Source organism: Bacteroidota bacterium, from assembly GCA_016699695.1.
Lineage (GTDB): Bacteria > Bacteroidota > Bacteroidia > Bacteroidales > UBA10428 > UBA10428.
Genome location: CP065006.1, coordinates 3489445 through 3506200 on the forward strand (window position 1 = coordinate 3489445; position 16756 = coordinate 3506200).

At 41.9% G+C, this 16756-nt stretch carries 15 protein-coding genes; 10 read left to right on the forward strand and 5 right to left on the reverse strand.

The annotated features are described in order from the left end of the window. Nucleotides 1–77: 77 nt before the first annotated feature. The gene (locus IPM71_14515; protein QQS50781.1) at nt 78–446 is read right to left on the reverse strand and encodes a response regulator; all 369 of its coding nucleotides are present in this window, start codon (nt 444–446) and stop codon (nt 78–80) included. Nucleotides 447–532: 86 nt separating this feature from the next. On the opposite strand from IPM71_14515, the gene IPM71_14520 reads away from it, so the two are divergent. The 10 genes from IPM71_14520 (at nt 533) to hisE (ending at nt 9827) form a co-directional block, all read left to right on the forward strand. Next, nucleotides 533–1852 (forward strand): YihY/virulence factor BrkB family protein, encoded by a 1320-nt coding sequence (locus IPM71_14520; GenBank protein QQS50782.1) that lies wholly within the window; start codon nt 533–535, stop codon nt 1850–1852. Between the two features lie 215 nt (nt 1853–2067). Further along, on the forward strand, nt 2068–2925 hold the full coding sequence (locus tag IPM71_14525; GenBank protein QQS50783.1) for an ATP phosphoribosyltransferase: 858 nt from the start codon (nt 2068–2070) through the stop codon (nt 2923–2925). A 58-nt stretch (nt 2926–2983) separates the two neighbouring features. Next, complete coding sequence (gene hisD, locus IPM71_14530) at nt 2984–4273, forward strand: histidinol dehydrogenase (GenBank protein QQS50784.1); 1290 nt, start codon at nt 2984–2986, stop codon at nt 4271–4273. Then, nucleotides 4270–5319, forward strand: coding sequence for a histidinol-phosphate transaminase (hisC, locus tag IPM71_14535; GenBank protein QQS50785.1), 1050 nt, complete (start codon nt 4270–4272; stop codon nt 5317–5319). Before hisD ends, hisC begins: the two co-directional genes overlap by 4 nt. A 42-nt stretch (nt 5320–5361) precedes the next feature. Continuing rightward, on the forward strand, nt 5362–6489 hold the full coding sequence (gene hisB, locus IPM71_14540) for a bifunctional histidinol-phosphatase/imidazoleglycerol-phosphate dehydratase HisB (GenBank protein QQS50786.1): 1128 nt from the start codon (nt 5362–5364) through the stop codon (nt 6487–6489). Then, entirely contained in the window at nt 6489–7358 is an 870-nt protein-coding gene (purU, locus tag IPM71_14545) for a formyltetrahydrofolate deformylase (protein ID QQS50787.1), read from the forward strand. Before hisB ends, purU begins: the two co-directional genes overlap by 1 nt. A gap of 49 nt (nt 7359–7407) precedes the next feature. Continuing rightward, the gene (hisH, locus tag IPM71_14550; protein ID QQS50788.1) at nt 7408–8013 is read left to right on the forward strand and encodes an imidazole glycerol phosphate synthase subunit HisH; all 606 of its coding nucleotides are present in this window, start codon (nt 7408–7410) and stop codon (nt 8011–8013) included. Next, nucleotides 8010–8747, forward strand: coding sequence for a 1-(5-phosphoribosyl)-5-[(5-phosphoribosylamino)methylideneamino]imidazole-4-carboxamide isomerase (gene hisA, locus IPM71_14555; protein QQS50789.1), 738 nt, complete (start codon nt 8010–8012; stop codon nt 8745–8747). Before hisH ends, hisA begins: the two co-directional genes overlap by 4 nt. Further along, nucleotides 8737–9492 carry an imidazole glycerol phosphate synthase subunit HisF gene (hisF, locus tag IPM71_14560; GenBank protein ID QQS50790.1) on the forward strand — a complete coding sequence of 252 codons (756 nt, stop codon included), beginning with the start codon at nt 8737–8739 and terminating at the stop codon, nt 9490–9492. The genes hisA and hisF overlap by 11 nt, the downstream gene beginning before the upstream one ends. A 50-nt stretch (nt 9493–9542) precedes the next feature. Continuing rightward, nucleotides 9543–9827, forward strand: a complete 285-nt coding sequence (gene hisE, locus IPM71_14565; GenBank protein ID QQS50791.1) for a phosphoribosyl-ATP diphosphatase — start codon at nt 9543–9545, stop codon at nt 9825–9827. 34 nt (nt 9828–9861) lie between these two features. Here hisE and IPM71_14570 read toward each other — a convergent pair whose 3' ends face one another. The 4 genes from IPM71_14570 to IPM71_14585 all read right to left on the reverse strand — a co-directional run bounded on the left by IPM71_14570 (nt 9862) and on the right by IPM71_14585 (nt 16740). Continuing rightward, nucleotides 9862–11487 (reverse strand): response regulator, encoded by a 1626-nt coding sequence (locus IPM71_14570; GenBank protein QQS50792.1) that lies wholly within the window; start codon nt 11485–11487, stop codon nt 9862–9864. A gap of 171 nt (nt 11488–11658) precedes the next feature. Further along, nucleotides 11659–12879: an ornithine--oxo-acid transaminase gene (gene rocD, locus IPM71_14575; GenBank protein QQS50793.1), complete on the reverse strand. Its 1221-nt coding sequence runs from the start codon at nt 12877–12879 to the stop codon at nt 11659–11661. Between the two features lie 330 nt (nt 12880–13209). Further along, nucleotides 13210–13584: an endonuclease domain-containing protein gene (locus tag IPM71_14580; protein QQS52848.1), complete on the reverse strand. Its 375-nt coding sequence runs from the start codon at nt 13582–13584 to the stop codon at nt 13210–13212. Between the two features lie 258 nt (nt 13585–13842). After that, the gene (locus IPM71_14585; protein ID QQS50794.1) at nt 13843–16740 is read right to left on the reverse strand and encodes a TonB-dependent receptor; all 2898 of its coding nucleotides are present in this window, start codon (nt 16738–16740) and stop codon (nt 13843–13845) included. Nucleotides 16741–16756: the final 16 nt, after the last annotated feature.

The window sequence follows — 16756 nt, forward strand, 5'->3', positions numbered from 1 at the left end:
TGTAAAGATATTTTTTGTAAAACGGGTTTTACAAATTTACATTGAAAAATGAGGTGGGAGGGAATTTATAAGATGAATTATAGAAGTTCTCCTACGATTCGGCTGAATTCGTCTATTTTAAAAGGTTTTAATAAGATGCTGTTGCAACCGGCAACCAAAACTTCATCGAGTTCGGTTTGACTTCGACAGGCAGTTTGTGCAATAATTGGTATGTCAGGAAGAAAAAGACGGATTGCTTTGGTAGCCTGAATGCCCGAGATATCGGGCAACTGAATATCCATCAAAACCAGATCGAAAGTTTTTTCCCGACAAATATCAATAGCAGCCTGGCCTGTCATTACGCGGGTTATGTTACCTCCGGTAAGGTTAAATATTTGTTTAATGTAGATGAAATTCATTTGTTCATCTTCCACCACAAGTACATTTTTTCCAGCGAGGTTTATCATTTCAATTCGATAATGACGAAAGTAAAACTTATTTTCGCTTGATTCTGTTTAAAATTATATATTTATAAACAGAAATCAGAACCGCTATGCTAACGAAATACCTCGAAATATTTAACAAGGAATATTGGCTGCTTAACCGAAACGATGCTCCTGTACACAAGCGTTTTTTGTTAAAACAGATACGCATTATGTTGTTGGCCATAAAAGGTTTCACCGAAGATCGGGTGCAAGTACGGGCATCGGCTCTTACCTATTATACTTTGCTGTCTATTGTGCCTATTGCCGCCATGGTATTTGGCATTGCCCAGGCTTTTGGTTTCGAAGAAACTTTAAGGCAAACGGTGATGGATAGCTTTAAGAGTCAGCAGGAAGTGTCGAATTATATTTTAAATTTTGCCGATAAGTACCTTTCCAATATCAGTGGAGGAGTATTGGCCGGTGTGGGTGTGCTGGTATTGCTTTGGACCGTAATGCGTTTGTTGAGCAGCATTGAACTGTCTTTTAACGATATCTGGAGGATTAAGAAATCGCGTGCCATGGCACGCAAAATGAGCGATTACATTTCGCTGGTTATTATTGGCCCTGTGTTGGTTGTGGCATCTTTTTCCATCAATATTTTTCTAGAGCAGCAAGTTGCAAGCAGCTCTGAGGCTTTTCCTCTTATTGGTTATATAGGTCCTATTTTGGGTTTTTTTCTTTCTTTGGTGCCCTTTGTTTTTATTTGGGTGGTGTTTATGCTGGTATACATCGTAATGCCCAATACCAAGGTGAAATTGAGTTCAGCATTAATTGCAGGCGTGCTGGGTGGTTCGCTTTTCCAACTCTTTCAGCTTTTGTATATCAGTTTCCAATCGAAGTTGTTCAACTATGGCGAAGTATATGGTAGTTTTGCAGCTCTACCTTTGTTTCTGATCTGGATGCAAGTGAGTTGGCTCATTGTTCTTTTTGGTGCCGAATTGGCTTTTGCCAATCAGAATGTTGAACATTACGAAACCGAGTCGGAATCGCTAAAAATTAGCAACCATTTGAAAATTACCATCACAATGCTTGTTGTTCGTGCCATCGCTCTTAATTTCCGTCAATCGCAACCCCCTTTAACCTCCGATGAGATTGCGCATAAACTAGATTTGCCTGTTCGTTTGGTGCGGGATGTTTTATACGAACTGAACGAAGTGGGTATTGTTTCGGAAACAATTACCAAAAATGTAAAACAAAATGCCTATCAGCCTTCTACCGATACCGATAGACTAAGTGTAAGCTATGTAATGAATGCCATTAATCGCCGGGGTAACGACCATTTAATTTCTCCCGAACATAAAGAAGTAAAGCAAATTTTGCAATTGGTAGATAGCTTCTACAACGAAATAGAAAAGTCGCCTAAGAATAAACTCCTGATTGATTTATAGAATTAACTTTTTGTGAATTCTACCCATGATATTTGTCAGTTCAGAAAATTATTAATATTATTGCACCCGAAACACATAACAATGAAATTTATCAACACACATCATCACCATCATCATGCAGGATAAGCCTGGGGCGGTGTGGTATGTGAAATAACCAAAATATTCAATAAAAGGTTTGCAACTACTGCAAACCTTTTTTTTTAAACCTCAATTACATGAAACCTCTAAAAATTGCCATTCAAAAGGCGGGTCGGTTAAGCGAGAAATCGCTGGAGTTAATATCGGGATGCGATATTAATATCGTTCAGGGTAAACGGAAACTTATCGGATATTCAAACGATTATCCGGTAGAAGTACTTTTTCTTCGCGACGACGATATTCCTCAATATGTAGCAGATGGCGTAGCCGACATCGGTATTGTTGGTGAAAATGAAGTACGCGAAAAAAACAAAGATGTGGAGCTTATCAAGCGTCTGGGATTTTCCAGGTGTCGCCTTTCTCTTGCTATTCCTCATGATGTGGATTATACAGGAGTAGAATGGTTTAACGGAAAGCGCATTGCCACTTCCTATCCGTATATTCTAAGCACTTATTTGAAAGAGAAAAAAATCAGTGCCAGAATTGAAGAGATCAGTGGTTCTGTGGAGATTGCCCCCAGTATAGGATTGGCAGATTCTATTTTCGACATTGTGAGCAGTGGAGGTACGCTTCTCAGCAATCAGCTTAAAGAAGTAGAAGTTTTGATGCAAAGCGAAGCTGTAATTATTGCCAGCAGAAAGCTGCCCATGGAGAAAAGAGCCCTGCTCGATGGACTGCTCTTTCGCATTAAAACTGTGCAGCAATCGAAAGGTAACAAATACATTCTGCTGAACGCACCCAATAACCGTCTGGCCGAGATTATTAAAATACTCCCCGGAATGAAAAGCCCCACCGTATTGCCTCTTTACGAAGAAGGGTGGAGTTCCATTCATTCGGTGGTGAACGAAAAAGAATTCTGGAGTCTGCACGACAAACTGAAAGGTCTGGGAGCCGAAGGAATATTGGTTATCCCTATTGAAAAGATGATTGTATAAAAACACAACAAACTTCGTTACTTTCGCTTCAAACCCATTTAATTCCGATTTAACTGTGATGAAAATAATTGCATATCCCAATAAAGAAAACTGGCCTGATCTGCTTGCCCGACCAGCCTTTGAAACCAACGAACTTGACAGGGTAGTGCATGCCATTCTCACTGAAGTAAGAGAACAGGGAGATGCTGCTGTAATGAAGTATACCAAGAAATTTGATAAAGCAGACCTCAGTTCGCTTTCAGTATCCGAACAGGAGATTATCGATGCAGCGAAGTACATAGATTCAGATTTAAAAAGGTCTATTGCGCTTGCCATCAGGAACATCACAGCCTTTCACAAAAAGCAAATGCCACGTGAGATAAAGCTAAAGGTTAGCAAAGGAGTGAGCTGTTGGCAAAAACCAGTACCTATCTTTAAGGTGGGCTTATACATTCCCGGCGGACAGGCACCTTTGTTTTCGACTTTGTTGATGCTGGCTATACCCGCCAAAATAGCAGGTTGCAGCGAAATTTTATTGTGTACACCTCCCTCTCCCAATGGTAGTATTCATCCAGCCATTTTGTATGCGGCATCGCAGGTTGGGGTAAAGCGCATTTTTAAAGCTGGCGGTGTTCAAGCCATTGCAGCGATGGCCTATGGAACAGAAAGCATTCCGGCAGTGTATAAAATATTCGGTCCGGGTAACCAATATGTCACTGCAGCAAAACAATTGGTAGCGCGAGATGCGGTAGCAATTGATATGCCTGCTGGTCCCAGCGAAGTAGCAGTGGTGGCCGATAAAACCTCCAATCCTGCTTTTGTGGCGAGCGATTTACTTTCGCAAGCAGAACATGGAACCGATAGTCAGTCGGTGCTATTTTGCGACGATAAGAGTATGATTGATGAGGTGTTGAATGAATTGAAGCTTCAGCTTGCACAATTACCCAAAAGAGAAATTGCTACCGAATCGCTTCAACATGGCAAGGCTTTTTTGTTGGAAGACAAAAAGGAAATCATGGATATGGTTAATGCCTATGCTCCCGAGCACCTGATATTGTCTACCGACGATGCAGAAAAGCTGGCTAACCAGGTAATCAATGCAGGTTCGGTGTTTATCGGGCACTATACCCCCGAAAGTGCAGGCGACTATGCTTCCGGTACCAACCATACGCTGCCTACGCATGGCTGGGCAAAAGCTTACAGCGGGGTAAATCTTGATAGTTATTTTAAGAAGATAACTTTTCAGCATATCAGCAAAAAGGGACTTGAAGGAATTGGGCCAGCCATTGAACACATGGCCGAGGCCGAAGAATTAATGGCTCATAAAAATGCAGTTAGCCTGCGCTTAAAAAAGAAATTGAAAAAATGAATTTTAATTTAGTTTCACTCATACGTGAGAATATCCGCAACCTCACACCATATTCTACTGCCAGAGACGAATTTCAGGGAGTAGCTTCAGTATTCCTAGATGCCAATGAGAGTCCGTTCAATAATGAAATTAACCGTTATCCCGATCCCCTTCAACAAGAACTAAAAGTAAAGGTAAGCAGGTTGAAGAATGTGCATCCTGACCAGATCTTCTTCGGCAATGGAAGCGACGAAGCCATTGATTTAGTTTACAGGGCATTTTGCAATCCGGGTATAGACAATGTAGTGGCCATGAAACCAACTTATGGAATGTACAAGGTCGCTGCCGATATCAATGGGGTTGAATACCGTGAGGTGTTGCTGAATGAGTATTTTATGCTCGATAGTAAAAAAATGCTTCAAAGCACCGATGCACAAACGAAAGCCATATTTCTTTGCTCGCCCAATAATCCAACGGCCAATAACCTTGTGCGCGATGATGTTATTCACTTGCTCGATAATTTTAACGGCATAGTGGTTTTAGACGAGGCTTATGCCGATTTCTCTGAGCAGGAAAGTTTTCTATCCTTGTTGGATCATTATCCCAATCTAATTGTATTGCAAACATTCAGTAAAGCCTGGGGAATGGCTGGCATACGCCTCGGGATGGCCTTTGCATCGAAAGAAATTATAAGGGTGTTTAATCAGATTAAGTATCCTTATAACATAAACATCCTTACACAACGCAAAGCACTGGACATGCTAAAAGGTGTCGACCGGAAAAATAAAAATGTGAAAATGGTAATCGCCGAGCGCACGCAATTACTGTTGGAACTGAATAAACTCGAAATAATTCAACAAGTATTTCCTACCGATGCAAACTTTGTGCTGGTGAGGTTCGAAAACAGCAAAGCTGTATATAACTGGTTACTCGAACAAAAAATAATTGTACGCGACCGCTCGAAAGTAGCCTTGTGCGAAGGTTGCCTGCGCATTACAGTTGGAACCAAGACAGAAAACAAAGCACTTATAAAAGCTCTTACCTCCTTTGTGCAGGGCAGGAAATAAATAGAAAATGAAGAAAGAGAAAATATTTTTATACAAAGGTCAATGAAAAAGCGTGTATTGTTTATCGATCGCGATGGCACCCTGATTCGCGAGCCAGCCATCGACTTCCAGGTCGATTCGTTGGAAAAACTCGTTTTTATGCCAGAAGTATTTCGGGCTATGTATGCGATTTGCTCACAGCTCGATTTTGAATTAGCTATGGTGACCAACCAGGATGGACTAGGCACTTCCAGTTTTCCTGAGGCAGATTTCTGGCCTACGCAGAATAAAATGACCGAAACCTTCCGAAACGAAGGAATTGTATTCGATGAAGTGTTTATTGATAAATCGATGCCGGCAGATAATGCACCTACAAGAAAACCAGGTACTGCTATGCTTGGCAAATACCTCGGAGGTGATTACGATCTTGAAAATTCCTTTGTGATAGGTGACAGGCTTACAGATATAAAACTGGCTGCCAACCTTGGTGCCAAAGGAATTCTTTACAATGCCTTTAATTCCTCGGAAGAAATTGAAGTGTCTGGTTTTAGGGAATGTATTGTGCTTAACACTTCGAGCTGGATAGAAATTTATAGCTTTCTGCGTGCCGGTTCCCGAACTGTGAAGGTGGAGCGGAATACCGCCGAAACTCGCATTGCAATTGAATTGGATTTGGATGGTAATGGAAAGTCGAAGATTAGCACAGGTCTTGGTTTTTTCGATCACATGCTCGAACAAATTGCGCGGCACGCCCAGGTTGATTTACAGATTAATGTAAAGGGCGATTTGCAGGTAGATGAACACCATACTATCGAAGATACTGCCCTGGCTTTAGGCGAGGCTTTTAAGAAAGCCCTAGGCGATAAGCGCGGACTCGAACGCTATGGTTTTTCTCTGCCCATGGACGAATCCTCAGCACAAGTGCTTATTGATTTTGGTGGCAGGCCCTGGTTGGTTTGGGAAGCGGAATTCAAGCGCGAGAAGGTTGGTGAAATGCCCACAGAAATGTTCTTTCATTTTTTCAAATCTTTTTCCGATGCAGCAGCCTGTAATCTTAATATAAAAGCAGAAGGTAGTAACGAACACCACAAAATAGAAGGAATCTTTAAGGCCTTTGCCCGCGCAATAAAAGCAGCTAAAAAGCGCGATGTGTTCGAATATCAGTTACCCTCAACAAAAGGTGTGTTATAATGAAGAATCTATCGAAACAAACAGCCATTCTTTTAATGCACTGCCCCGATGCCAAGGGCATTGTGGCCAAGGTTACAGAGTTTATCGATAACAACAATGGCAATATTCTCGACATCGACGAACATGTTGACCGTGAAGAAAGTGTGTTTTTTATGCGTGTACAATGGGAACTGGAGAATTTCCTGATTCCCCGCGATAAAATAGGCGATTTTTTTCAAACCCAGATTGCTGCTAAGTACAACATGAAGTATAACATTTATTTCAGCGACCAAAAGCCCCGCATGGCTATTTTTGTATCTAGGATGTCGCATTGCCTTTACGATCTTTTGTCGAGGGTGCAATCAGGCGAATGGGATGTAGAAGTGCCATTAATAATAAGCAATCATGCCGATTTGCAGCAGGTCTCAGAGTCGTTTGGTATTCCTTTTTATTGTTTCCCGGTAACCGCAGAAAATAAAACTGAACAGGAGAAACAGGAATTGGCAATTCTGAAAAAATACAAGGTGACCTTTGTGGTGCTGGCCCGATATATGCAGGTGCTGTCGGCCGATTTTATCAAAGAGTTTCCGAATAAGATTATCAACATACATCATTCGTTTTTGCCTGCTTTTCCTGGAGCCAAGCCTTACCATTCGGCCCACAAAAGAGGGGTAAAGATTATTGGAGCCACCTGCCATTATGTAACCGACGAACTCGATGCAGGGCCTATCATTCAGCAGAGCGTGGCCCACATTACGCATAAAGATTCTGTTAACGATTTGATACGCAAGGGTCGTAACCTGGAAAAGATTGTTTTGTCTTCGGGGGTTCATGAACATATTCAACGACGCACGCTGGTGTATAATAACCGCACCATCATTTTTAGCTGAGGGGTTTTAACATGGTTGGTGAATTTAAAGAATTGACGAATCGGGAAGAATGAAAATAGCCATTATAAAATACAATGCCGGAAATATCATGTCAGTCGATTATGCCTTGCAAAGAATTGGTATTCAGGCTGAAGTTACCGGAGATAAGGAGAAAATTGCCACGGCCGACAAAGTAATTTTTCCGGGGGTAGGAGAGGCGAGTACCACGATGGAGTATCTGCGGGCTGAAAAACTCGATCAGCTTATCGTGGGTCTTCGTCAACCTGTGTTGGGCATCTGTTTGGGTATGCAGCTTATGTGCAGTCATTCAGAGGAAAACGATGCTACATGTTTGGGAATATTCAGTGAAAAGGTAGTTAAGTTTTCTGCCGAAAATTCTGAAATAAACACTCTAAAAGTACCTCACATGGGCTGGAATAGCCTATATAACCTGAAAACAGATTTGATGAAAGGAATAGGCGAGGGTGATTTTGTGTATTTCGTGCACAGTTATTATGCAGCAATCGGACAAGATACAGCAGCAGTATGCAACTATGGAAATCCCTTTAGCGCAGCATTGCAAAAAAGTAATTTTTATGCTACCCAGTTTCACCCAGAAAAAAGCGGACCGGTAGGAGCGAAAATTCTTGAAAATTTTATTACGTTTTCGAAATGATAGAAATAATACCTGCCATCGATATACTGGACGGAAAATGTGTACGTCTGAGCCAGGGCGACTACCAAAGGAAAACCCTTTACAATGCTAATTCGCTGGAAGTGGCCAAATCGTTCGAAGATGCTGGCATCAGCAGGCTGCACCTGGTAGACCTCGATGGGGCCAAAGCTCATCATATAGTCAACTGGAAAGTATTGGAAACCATAGCCACAAAAACCCGGCTGGTTATTGATTTTGGAGGAGGGCTTAAAAGTGACAACGATCTGCAGACTGCCTTTGAATGTGGTGCCACCATGGTTACCGGAGGTTCTGTGGCCGTAAAGAATAAAGATGTTTTTGCAGGCTGGATACAAAAATTCGGGCCAGAGCGGATAATCCTAGGTGCCGATGTAAAGGACAATAAAATTGCCGTGGCCGGGTGGGCAGAAGATTCAGGCATTGATATCACAGATTTTATCCGGAGTTATACTGAAATGGGCATTACAAAAGTAATTTCAACCGATATCAGCAAAGACGGAATGCTCGAAGGCCCCTCGTTTGATCTTTACCAAAGCCTGCTCCTGCAATTTAATGGCTTATTCCTTATTGCCAGCGGTGGAGTGAGTAAGATGGACGACATTGTGAAATTGGCTGAAAAGGGAGTGCCGGCAGTGATTACCGGTAAAGCGATTTATGAAGGGAAAATTACGCTAAAACAGATTACTGAATTTAACAAACAAAACGATGCTCGCTAAACGCATTATACCCTGCCTCGATGTTCGCGATGGCATGACCGTAAAAGGGGTTAATTTTGTGAATATTCGCGAAGTCGGCGATGCCGTGGAACTGGGTGCTGAATATGCCCGCCAGGGTGCAGATGAGTTGGTTTTTCTCGACATAACCGCTACACACGAAGGCCGAAAAACCTTTGTCGATTTGGTTCAGCGCGTGGCCCAACAAATTAACATTCCCTTTACGGTGGGAGGCGGCATTAGCGATATACGCGACATTGATAAATTATTGAGCGCTGGCGCCGATAAGGTTTCGATCAACTCGGCAGCCATTCGCAATCCTTCGCTTATCGACCAGATAGCCCGAAACTACGGCAGCCAGTTTGTGGTAGTGGCAATCGATGCCAAAGAAGAAAACAACCAATGGCTGGCTTATGTGAACGGTGGCCGGATTGCCACAGACAAAGAACTCTTTGCCTGGGCAAAGGAGGCTGAAAACAGGGGGGCAGGAGAAATCTTGTTTACATCAATGAATCACGATGGCACCAAAGCTGGTTTTGCCAATGCCGCATTAGCCAAACTCTCCGACAGCCTTTCTATACCCATAATTGCCTCAGGTGGAGCTGGGGAAATGGATCATTTTGCCGATGTATTTACCACTGGAAAGGCCGATGCCGGTCTTGCAGCCAGTATATTTCATTTTAAAGAGATTTCGGTACCTCAGCTCAAGCATTATCTGCATGAAAAGGGTATTGCAATAAGGTTATAATAACCCATCCTTTCACCAATATTTTTAACTTAATCTTTCAAATTCAAAAAATGGCACTAAATTTTATTTCCGAGTTACAGACACTGATTGATACAAGGCAAACTCAAATGCCCGAAGGCAGCTATACTACCCGTTTATTCGAAAAAGGTATTAATAAAATTGCCCAAAAAGTTGGAGAAGAGGCGGTAGAATTGATTATAGAAGCAAAAGACCAGAATGATGAGTTGTTCCTGAACGAAGCAGCAGACCTGGTTTATCACCTTTTGGTTTTGTTAACCGCAAAAGGTTACCGCATTGAAGATGTAGAGAAGATTTTAGCCGAAAGACATAAGTAGGATTTTGGCCTGGATTAATAACCGTTTTAAAGGGCTAAAGCTTGTTTACCAGGGTTTTAAATTCTTCGTTTGGAATAAGGCCCAGGTTATCTTCGGAGTATTCCGGTTTTAAGCGGTTCACATAATACATGTCGATTTTACCTACGTTTTTTGCCTCAATTTTTCCTCTGTATTCGCAATCGAACCAATCTTTGATGCACTCATAGGTATCGCCGGAGATATTTACTTTCTGTATCTCACCTCGTTCCTGCATGCGGGCAGCAATATTCACTGTATCACCCCAGATGTCATAGGCAAATTTCTTTTTTCCTACCACCCCAGCTACTACCGGACCGGTATGCACACCAATACGCAGCTCCCAAAGTGGTTCACCCCGGCTGATATTTTCCTGATTCACCTCTGCCATGTAGTGTTGAATTTCCAAACCGGCCAAGACTGCGTCTACGGGGTTGGAATTGTTACGCAAGGGTAATCCTCCGGCACACATGTAGGCATCGCCAATGGTTTTTATTTTTTCCAGATAATGGGTGCCAATAATTTCATCGAAACGGATAAAATAGGTATCCAGATAATCGACCAGCTCTTTTGGTTCGAGTTCTTTGCTTATTTTCGAAAAGCCTTTAAAGTCGGTAAACAATACCGAAACATGCTTATAGAACCTTGTTCCCGCCCTGCCTTTCGATTTTAACTGGCGCGCTACTTCGAAGGGTAAAATATTAAGCAGCAAGCGTTCCGATTTTTCCTGTTCAGCCTCGATGAGTTGTTTTTGCTCGTTGATTTCAGCTTTTTGCTGTTCGAGCTGCGAATTGGCAAGTTCGAGATTCTCAGTAATCAGGAGCATCTTCATGTTATGCTCATAAAGCTCTTTTTCTTTATTCTTCAAATCGGTAATATCCGATTCTACGATAATGAGCTTCTCTACATTACCACCCTTGGTAAGCTGTGGCGATACAAATGCCTGTATCCACACCTGCACTCCATCGGTATGGTCGATTCGCTGGGTAAAGCTGGCTGGGGTATGATCATCGAGTGCATGTTCAATGAGTTCGTTTATTTCTGTATTTCTGTATACATCCAGAATGCTGCGCCCAAATCGGGCTATGTGTTCTTCTATTGATATACCATGCAATTTGGCAAAACCATCGTTAGCCCATTCGATATTTCCCTTGTAGTTTGTGACAATAAATGCGTTTTGAACATTTTGTGCCAGTGCGGCTTTTTTCTCAAGTTCTTTTCGTTGTTGTTTGTATTTGTTGATTTTGAGTTTAATCCGGCGCAAAGTTTCACCTACTCCAAGAGCGCGGTTAATACGCGAACGCAGTTCGTTGATGTCGATGGGTTTGGAAATAAAATCAAAAGCGCCTTCGTCAAAGGCTTGCTTGAAGTTTTCGGTAGTTTTAAAGGCAGTGATAAAGATAACCGGCGTTTCCTTCAGTTCGGGGTGGGCTTGTATCAAACGCAATGATTCCATGCCGTCCATCTCGGGCATGTATAGATCCATCAATATCAGGTCGGGGTTAATCTGGCGTGCCTTTTCAAAGGCCTGCGCTCCGTTTTCGGCAAAGGAACATTCAAATTGCCTTTCGTCAGCACTTAGAATCCCTTCTATTAACCTGCTGTTATTGGTGTTGTCGTCGACGATTAATACTTTATAACTCATACCTGATGAATACTGCAACAATTAAAAATAGAAAAAAACAAGCATATACCTACGCACTTTAACGGGATATTTCGGAAGAAGGTATATGTTTTATTGATCGATGCACTCCAATTGGAGGTAGGAGGGGGCATAGAGGGTGTAAAAAAAGCCGGGAAAGTACCCGGCTTTTATTTATTTGCTCATCTCGTCGATTGTTTTTGCTATAATGGCAATGGCTTGTCGCAGTTGTTTTTCGTTAATTACCAAAGGCGGTGCAAACCGAATGATATGTTCGTGGGTAGGTTTGGCGATGAGTCCATTATCTTTCATTTTCAGACATACATCCCAGGCTTTTACTCCATTGGTAGGTTTAATTACCACGGCATTTAGTAAACCTTTTCCGCGTACCAGTTCTACCATTTCGTATTTTTCTACCAGTTTCTGCATTTCTGCACGGAAGATATTTCCGAGTTTTTCTGCATTTTCTGCCAGTTTCTCGTTGCGTAAAACTTTCAGGGCAGCTGTGGCTACCTGTGCCGCCAGCGGGTTGCCGCCATAGGTCGATCCATGCTCGCCTGGTTTGATGCAAAGCATAATCGGGTCATCTGCCAACACAGCCGAAACAGGATACATACCACCAGAGAGGGCTTTTCCTAAGATTAAAATATCAGGGCGTACACCTTCATGGTCGCAGGCAAGCATTTTACCGGTACGAGCCAGTCCGGTCTGTACTTCGTCGGCAATAAAGAGAATGTTTTTCTCTTTGCAGAGGTCATAGGCTTTTTTCAGGTAACCATCTTCAGGTACATATACACCCGCCTCACCTTGTATAGGTTCTACCAGGAAGCCGGCTACATTAGGGTCTTCAAACGCTTTTTTAAGGGCTTCGATGTCGTTGTAGGGAACCACAACAAATCCAGGAGTATAGGGGCCAAAACCTTTGTACGAATCCGGATCGGTACTCATGGAAATAATAGTGATTGTACGTCCATGAAAGTTGCCTTCGCACACTACTATTTTGGCCTGATTTTCGGGCACACCTTTTTTCTCATATGCCCATTTACGGCATAGTTTTAAGGCTGTTTCATCGCCTTCGGCGCCGGTATTCATCGGAAGAATTTTGTCGTAACCAAAGAATTTGGTCACATACTCTTCGTATTCGCCCAGGCAGCTGCTGTAGAAGGCTCTTGAAGTGAGGGCCAGTTTTTTGGCTTGCTTGCTGAGTGCTTTTACAATTTTAGGGTGACAGTGACCCTGATTCACTGCCGAATAGGCCGAAAGAAAATCGAAGTATTTCTTTCCTTCCACATCCCATACAAAAACGCCTTTACCTTTATCCAGCACTACCGGCAGCGGGTGGTAATTGTGCGCTCCGTACCGGTCTTCTTTTTTGATGTAATCCTGACTTGTCATAGTAATTTAAGTTGTTTTATTTTTTTTGCAAAAGTAATGTACTTATTTTCAAAAATGGTATTATTCGTCTCCTTTTCTTTTAAAGCTTGATCAATGAAGTTTAACTTCCATTAGAGGAATTAAATTTCCCTGGTTCTGATTTAGCCAGGCAATAATAATTATATCATTTTTAGGCAGTTTACCCTTAAACCTCCTCTGTCCCGATTTTCAATCGCGACATCTCCTCCATGCTTAAGGAGAAGAGGAGCAATGAAATAAAGTTTATGCGAGAGGAAAGATTAGGGCTGCATTTCCCTCTCCTTTTAGAAGAGGGTCAGGGAGAGGTAAAAACTACCGTTCATTCAAAACTTTAAGAATATCTTCAACAACCGCTTCGGGGAAAGTTATTACTTCATTATTGGTATACCTTAGAATTTTAATGTCAAATTTCTCAATCTCAATTGCTCTTCCCCTATCATATTCTTTTTGCTTTCTGCTGTTGTGAATTTCACCATCGATCTCTATTACCACTTTCTTTTCATGGCAATAAAAATCGGCAATGTAAATATCAATGGGATGTTGTCGACGAAACTTATACCCAGTTTTACTGCTTCTCAGGAAATACCATAAGACTTTTTCTGCTGGAGTAATTCGTTGTCTTAAACTTTTTGCGTTTGAAAAGGTAGTTGGTTTAGCACCATAATGCAGGTTATCAATTGTAGGCATAAATTGCATTTTTGGTTTTGAAAAGATAGTGAATTTTTGGGGCTTTTTGCCTCCTCTGTCCCGATTTTTAATCGTGACATCTCCTCCATGTTGGAGGAGAAAAGGTGCAATGAAAAAAGGTTTATGCGAAAGGATAGATTTGGGCTGCATTTCCCTCTCCTTTTGGCAGAGGGCCAGGGAAAGGTTAAAATACAAATTTTCCAGAAACAAAAAAAGCTGCCCAATTGAGCAGCCTTTCTTAACTAAGTTGTTGTTATATTACAAAAAGTTATAACCTAAACGGATTGTATATACAGTGCCTGGGGTTCTGCTTTTAAAAAGTTGGTCCGCTGCCTCGTATGACTGGTAAACCGATTCTTTTTTTGAACCCAGCATATTATCAATTTTAAAACCTATTTGGGTTCTGTTGTTTTTACCGATTTTAATTTCGGAATTAAAATTTAAACTATGAAAAGGCTTGGAATAAATATCGGGGCGGTCCGCGGCTCCCACATATTCTAAGGTTTTACCTTGCAAATTATAAAAAAGGCCCACTTCCACTCGCTTCCAGAAGCCCTCTTCTGCACCGGAATAACTAATGCCTCCGTTAAATATGTAGGGTGCTTGTCCAGCCATTTCGCGGTATTGGCTGATGCTTTGTCCGGTACGTGCATTGTCTTCTCTTGAATCAAACTCTGTGTTACTTAATTCAATTTGCGATTGGGTAAATGTTAAATTAGCATTTACCTGAACCATCGAAATTTCGGGACTGATAAAGCCAAAATTTTGTCGTAATTCAAATTCAGCTCCTACTAAAGAACCGTCACCTACATTTCGAGGTTGAAAAGCTCCAATCTGTTTAGTATATTGAACAATCTCAATGGGGTTATCAAAAGTTTTATAAAAGGCACTCACTGAAAACATTTGTCCCATTTCCTGAAAGAGTTCCCATCGAAGGTCAAAATTCTGAATATGGGTGCTTACCAGATTCCCGTCCCAATATTCCACACCGGCTACATCATCTCCATCGCGATGGAATCCACCAATGAAAGTGACACCACTGATAGGGTCATAGATTTCAGCATAAGAAAGCTCTTTGAATGAAGGCCTTGCTATGGTTTGGGTAAAAGAAGCGCGAAGGTTTTGTTTTGCATTAAGCTTGTAGAGTAAATTAATTGCGGGAAAGATATTGAAATCGTCCAGCACTTTTTCATTATTCAACACATAGATGCGTTGTTGATCGGAACCCGTATAATATTGCGTAAAATTTTCTACCCGAACCCCAACAATAGCCTTGAATTTACTGGTAAGGCCTAACTCAGTGGATACATAGCCGGAGAGGTTATTCGCAATAGCATCGTACTGATTTGGGTTGGTGGGAATAAAGGGAGTTTCGTAAGTTGTACCAATGTTTGTGTTATCGTCTTTTGGCCAGAGATTTTCTTCGTAAAAAAGCTCATCGGGGTTACCGGAAAGCGGAAAACCTCCACGAGGGTTAATGGCAAAGTTACGGATAATGTAACTTCTGTTTTTATAGGTATATCCTCCGCCAAACAATAGTTTCGATTTCTGGGTATTAAGCGTAAATTCTTTGGTGATATGAAAAAGACCCGCCACATTCAATTCGTCCAACTCGCGCCATATGCGTTCTGGAAAGCCCACTTCTGTTCCTATCCGGAAGGTACCATCATCGTTAATTTCGTAGCGCGAAAATCGAATGTCGGGATCGGATATTTTAGAGAATGTAGGAGAAATCTTCCAATCAATACTCCATTTATTGTCTGAGAGCTTGTGCTTTCCATCAAAAAGCAAGTTCGTCATCGAACGCTGACTGTAATCGAGGCCATGCTGAAAAGAAATAAAATCAGAGCCCTGGTCTGAGCCTATAAAATCAAATATACCACTTTTCTTTTCTCCATTCTGAAGGTGTAATATGTTCAAACCTACCTTTGAGTTGGAAGTCTTTATAGCGAAGCCTCCTAGTCCACTCAGAAGAACATTGTTCTCACCGATGTCTCCTTTCTGGTATTCCCGTCGGTTCATCTCATAAACCCCTGGATCGCCTGAAAGTCCATACCTTGCATCAATGGCATCTTTGTAGAATTCGGTAATGTTTTTATAAGATAAGGCGAAGTTATAACCTAAAGTTACCTTTTCGCGGGCAACCTGGTTGCCATATGTAACTCCAAAGGAGTAATCCATAAAACTGGTTTGCTGGTTAGCCGACATTTCCGGATTAAAACTGCGAAGTATTTCCTGGTATCGTTGTCCTTTGGTTCCGTTGGGGTTTCCAACTACCTCTGCAAACTGAGGTATATTTTCAGTAGCCGGAATAGCGCGTGTGCCATCGTCGAAGCCCAGAAAATCGGTTTTACCACCAGTGTAGGTCAGGTATTCAGAATTAAAATGTGCCAGGTTGTTGTAGCCGGCACTTAGCGATAGTTTACCTTCTTCTCCTTCCGGAAAGTCTTTAATGGAGATGTCAATTAAACCGCCGGTAAAATCGGCAGGAAGTTCGGCGCTGAATGATTTGTAAACTATAATATTGTCGATAATGTTGGTGGGGAAGATATCAATTTGCAGACTGTTACGGTCAGGGTCGAGTCCTGGAATTTCTACTCCGTTCAGAATTGTTTTAGTATAACGGTCGCCTAAGCCTCTTACATAGGCGTACTTGCCACCAGACACCGATACCCCGGGTATTCTTTTCATAGCTCCGGCAGCATCTGAATCTCCGGTTCGTTTTAGGCTACCTGCAGAGATGCCATCAATCAGATTGGGCGATTTACTTTTTACCGATAACATGGCTGTCTCGGTATTTCGCACCGATTTTGCAGTAACAGTCACCGCATTAATAGCAAAAGTTACTTCTTTTAGTTGAATCTCACCCAGCTGTGTAGGTTGTCCGGCTTTTATTTCCACTCCACTTATTTCTATGGTTTCAAAGGAAATAAATGAAATTTTAATGGTGTAAATTCCAGGTTGTAGTGACAGGTTAAACGCTCCATCAAGGTCAGTAATAGTACCTATGGATGTGCCATCGGCATACACAGCTACTCCTGGTAAATATTCACCTGTGGCCTCTTCAAATACCATTCCCCTCACCGAGCCGTTTTGGGCTGCTGCTATCATCACAAAGAAAAGCCCTAACAGGCTCATATAAAGTTTTAATCGCATTTTAAATTTTTATTAG

Excerpts from the sequence above, each read along its gene's own strand:
- IPM71_14515 (QQS50781.1), bottom strand. The coding sequence starts at position 446 with ATGATAAACCTCGCTGGAAAAAATGTACTTGTGGTGGAAGATGAACAA.
- IPM71_14520 (QQS50782.1), top strand. The coding sequence starts at position 533 with ATGCTAACGAAATACCTCGAAATATTTAACAAGGAATATTGGCTGCTT.
- IPM71_14525 (QQS50783.1), top strand. The coding sequence starts at position 2,068 with ATGAAACCTCTAAAAATTGCCATTCAAAAGGCGGGTCGGTTAAGCGAG.
- hisD (QQS50784.1), top strand. The coding sequence starts at position 2,984 with ATGAAAATAATTGCATATCCCAATAAAGAAAACTGGCCTGATCTGCTT.
- hisC (QQS50785.1), top strand. The coding sequence starts at position 4,270 with ATGAATTTTAATTTAGTTTCACTCATACGTGAGAATATCCGCAACCTC.
- hisB (QQS50786.1), top strand. The coding sequence starts at position 5,362 with ATGAAAAAGCGTGTATTGTTTATCGATCGCGATGGCACCCTGATTCGC.
- purU (QQS50787.1), top strand. The coding sequence starts at position 6,489 with ATGAAGAATCTATCGAAACAAACAGCCATTCTTTTAATGCACTGCCCC.
- hisH (QQS50788.1), top strand. The coding sequence starts at position 7,408 with ATGAAAATAGCCATTATAAAATACAATGCCGGAAATATCATGTCAGTC.
- hisA (QQS50789.1), top strand. The coding sequence starts at position 8,010 with ATGATAGAAATAATACCTGCCATCGATATACTGGACGGAAAATGTGTA.
- hisF (QQS50790.1), top strand. The coding sequence starts at position 8,737 with ATGCTCGCTAAACGCATTATACCCTGCCTCGATGTTCGCGATGGCATG.
- hisE (QQS50791.1), top strand. The coding sequence starts at position 9,543 with ATGGCACTAAATTTTATTTCCGAGTTACAGACACTGATTGATACAAGG.
- IPM71_14570 (QQS50792.1), bottom strand. The coding sequence starts at position 11,487 with ATGAGTTATAAAGTATTAATCGTCGACGACAACACCAATAACAGCAGG.
- rocD (QQS50793.1), bottom strand. The coding sequence starts at position 12,879 with ATGACAAGTCAGGATTACATCAAAAAAGAAGACCGGTACGGAGCGCAC.
- IPM71_14580 (QQS52848.1), bottom strand. The coding sequence starts at position 13,584 with ATGCCTACAATTGATAACCTGCATTATGGTGCTAAACCAACTACCTTT.
- IPM71_14585 (QQS50794.1), bottom strand. The coding sequence starts at position 16,740 with ATGCGATTAAAACTTTATATGAGCCTGTTAGGGCTTTTCTTTGTGATG.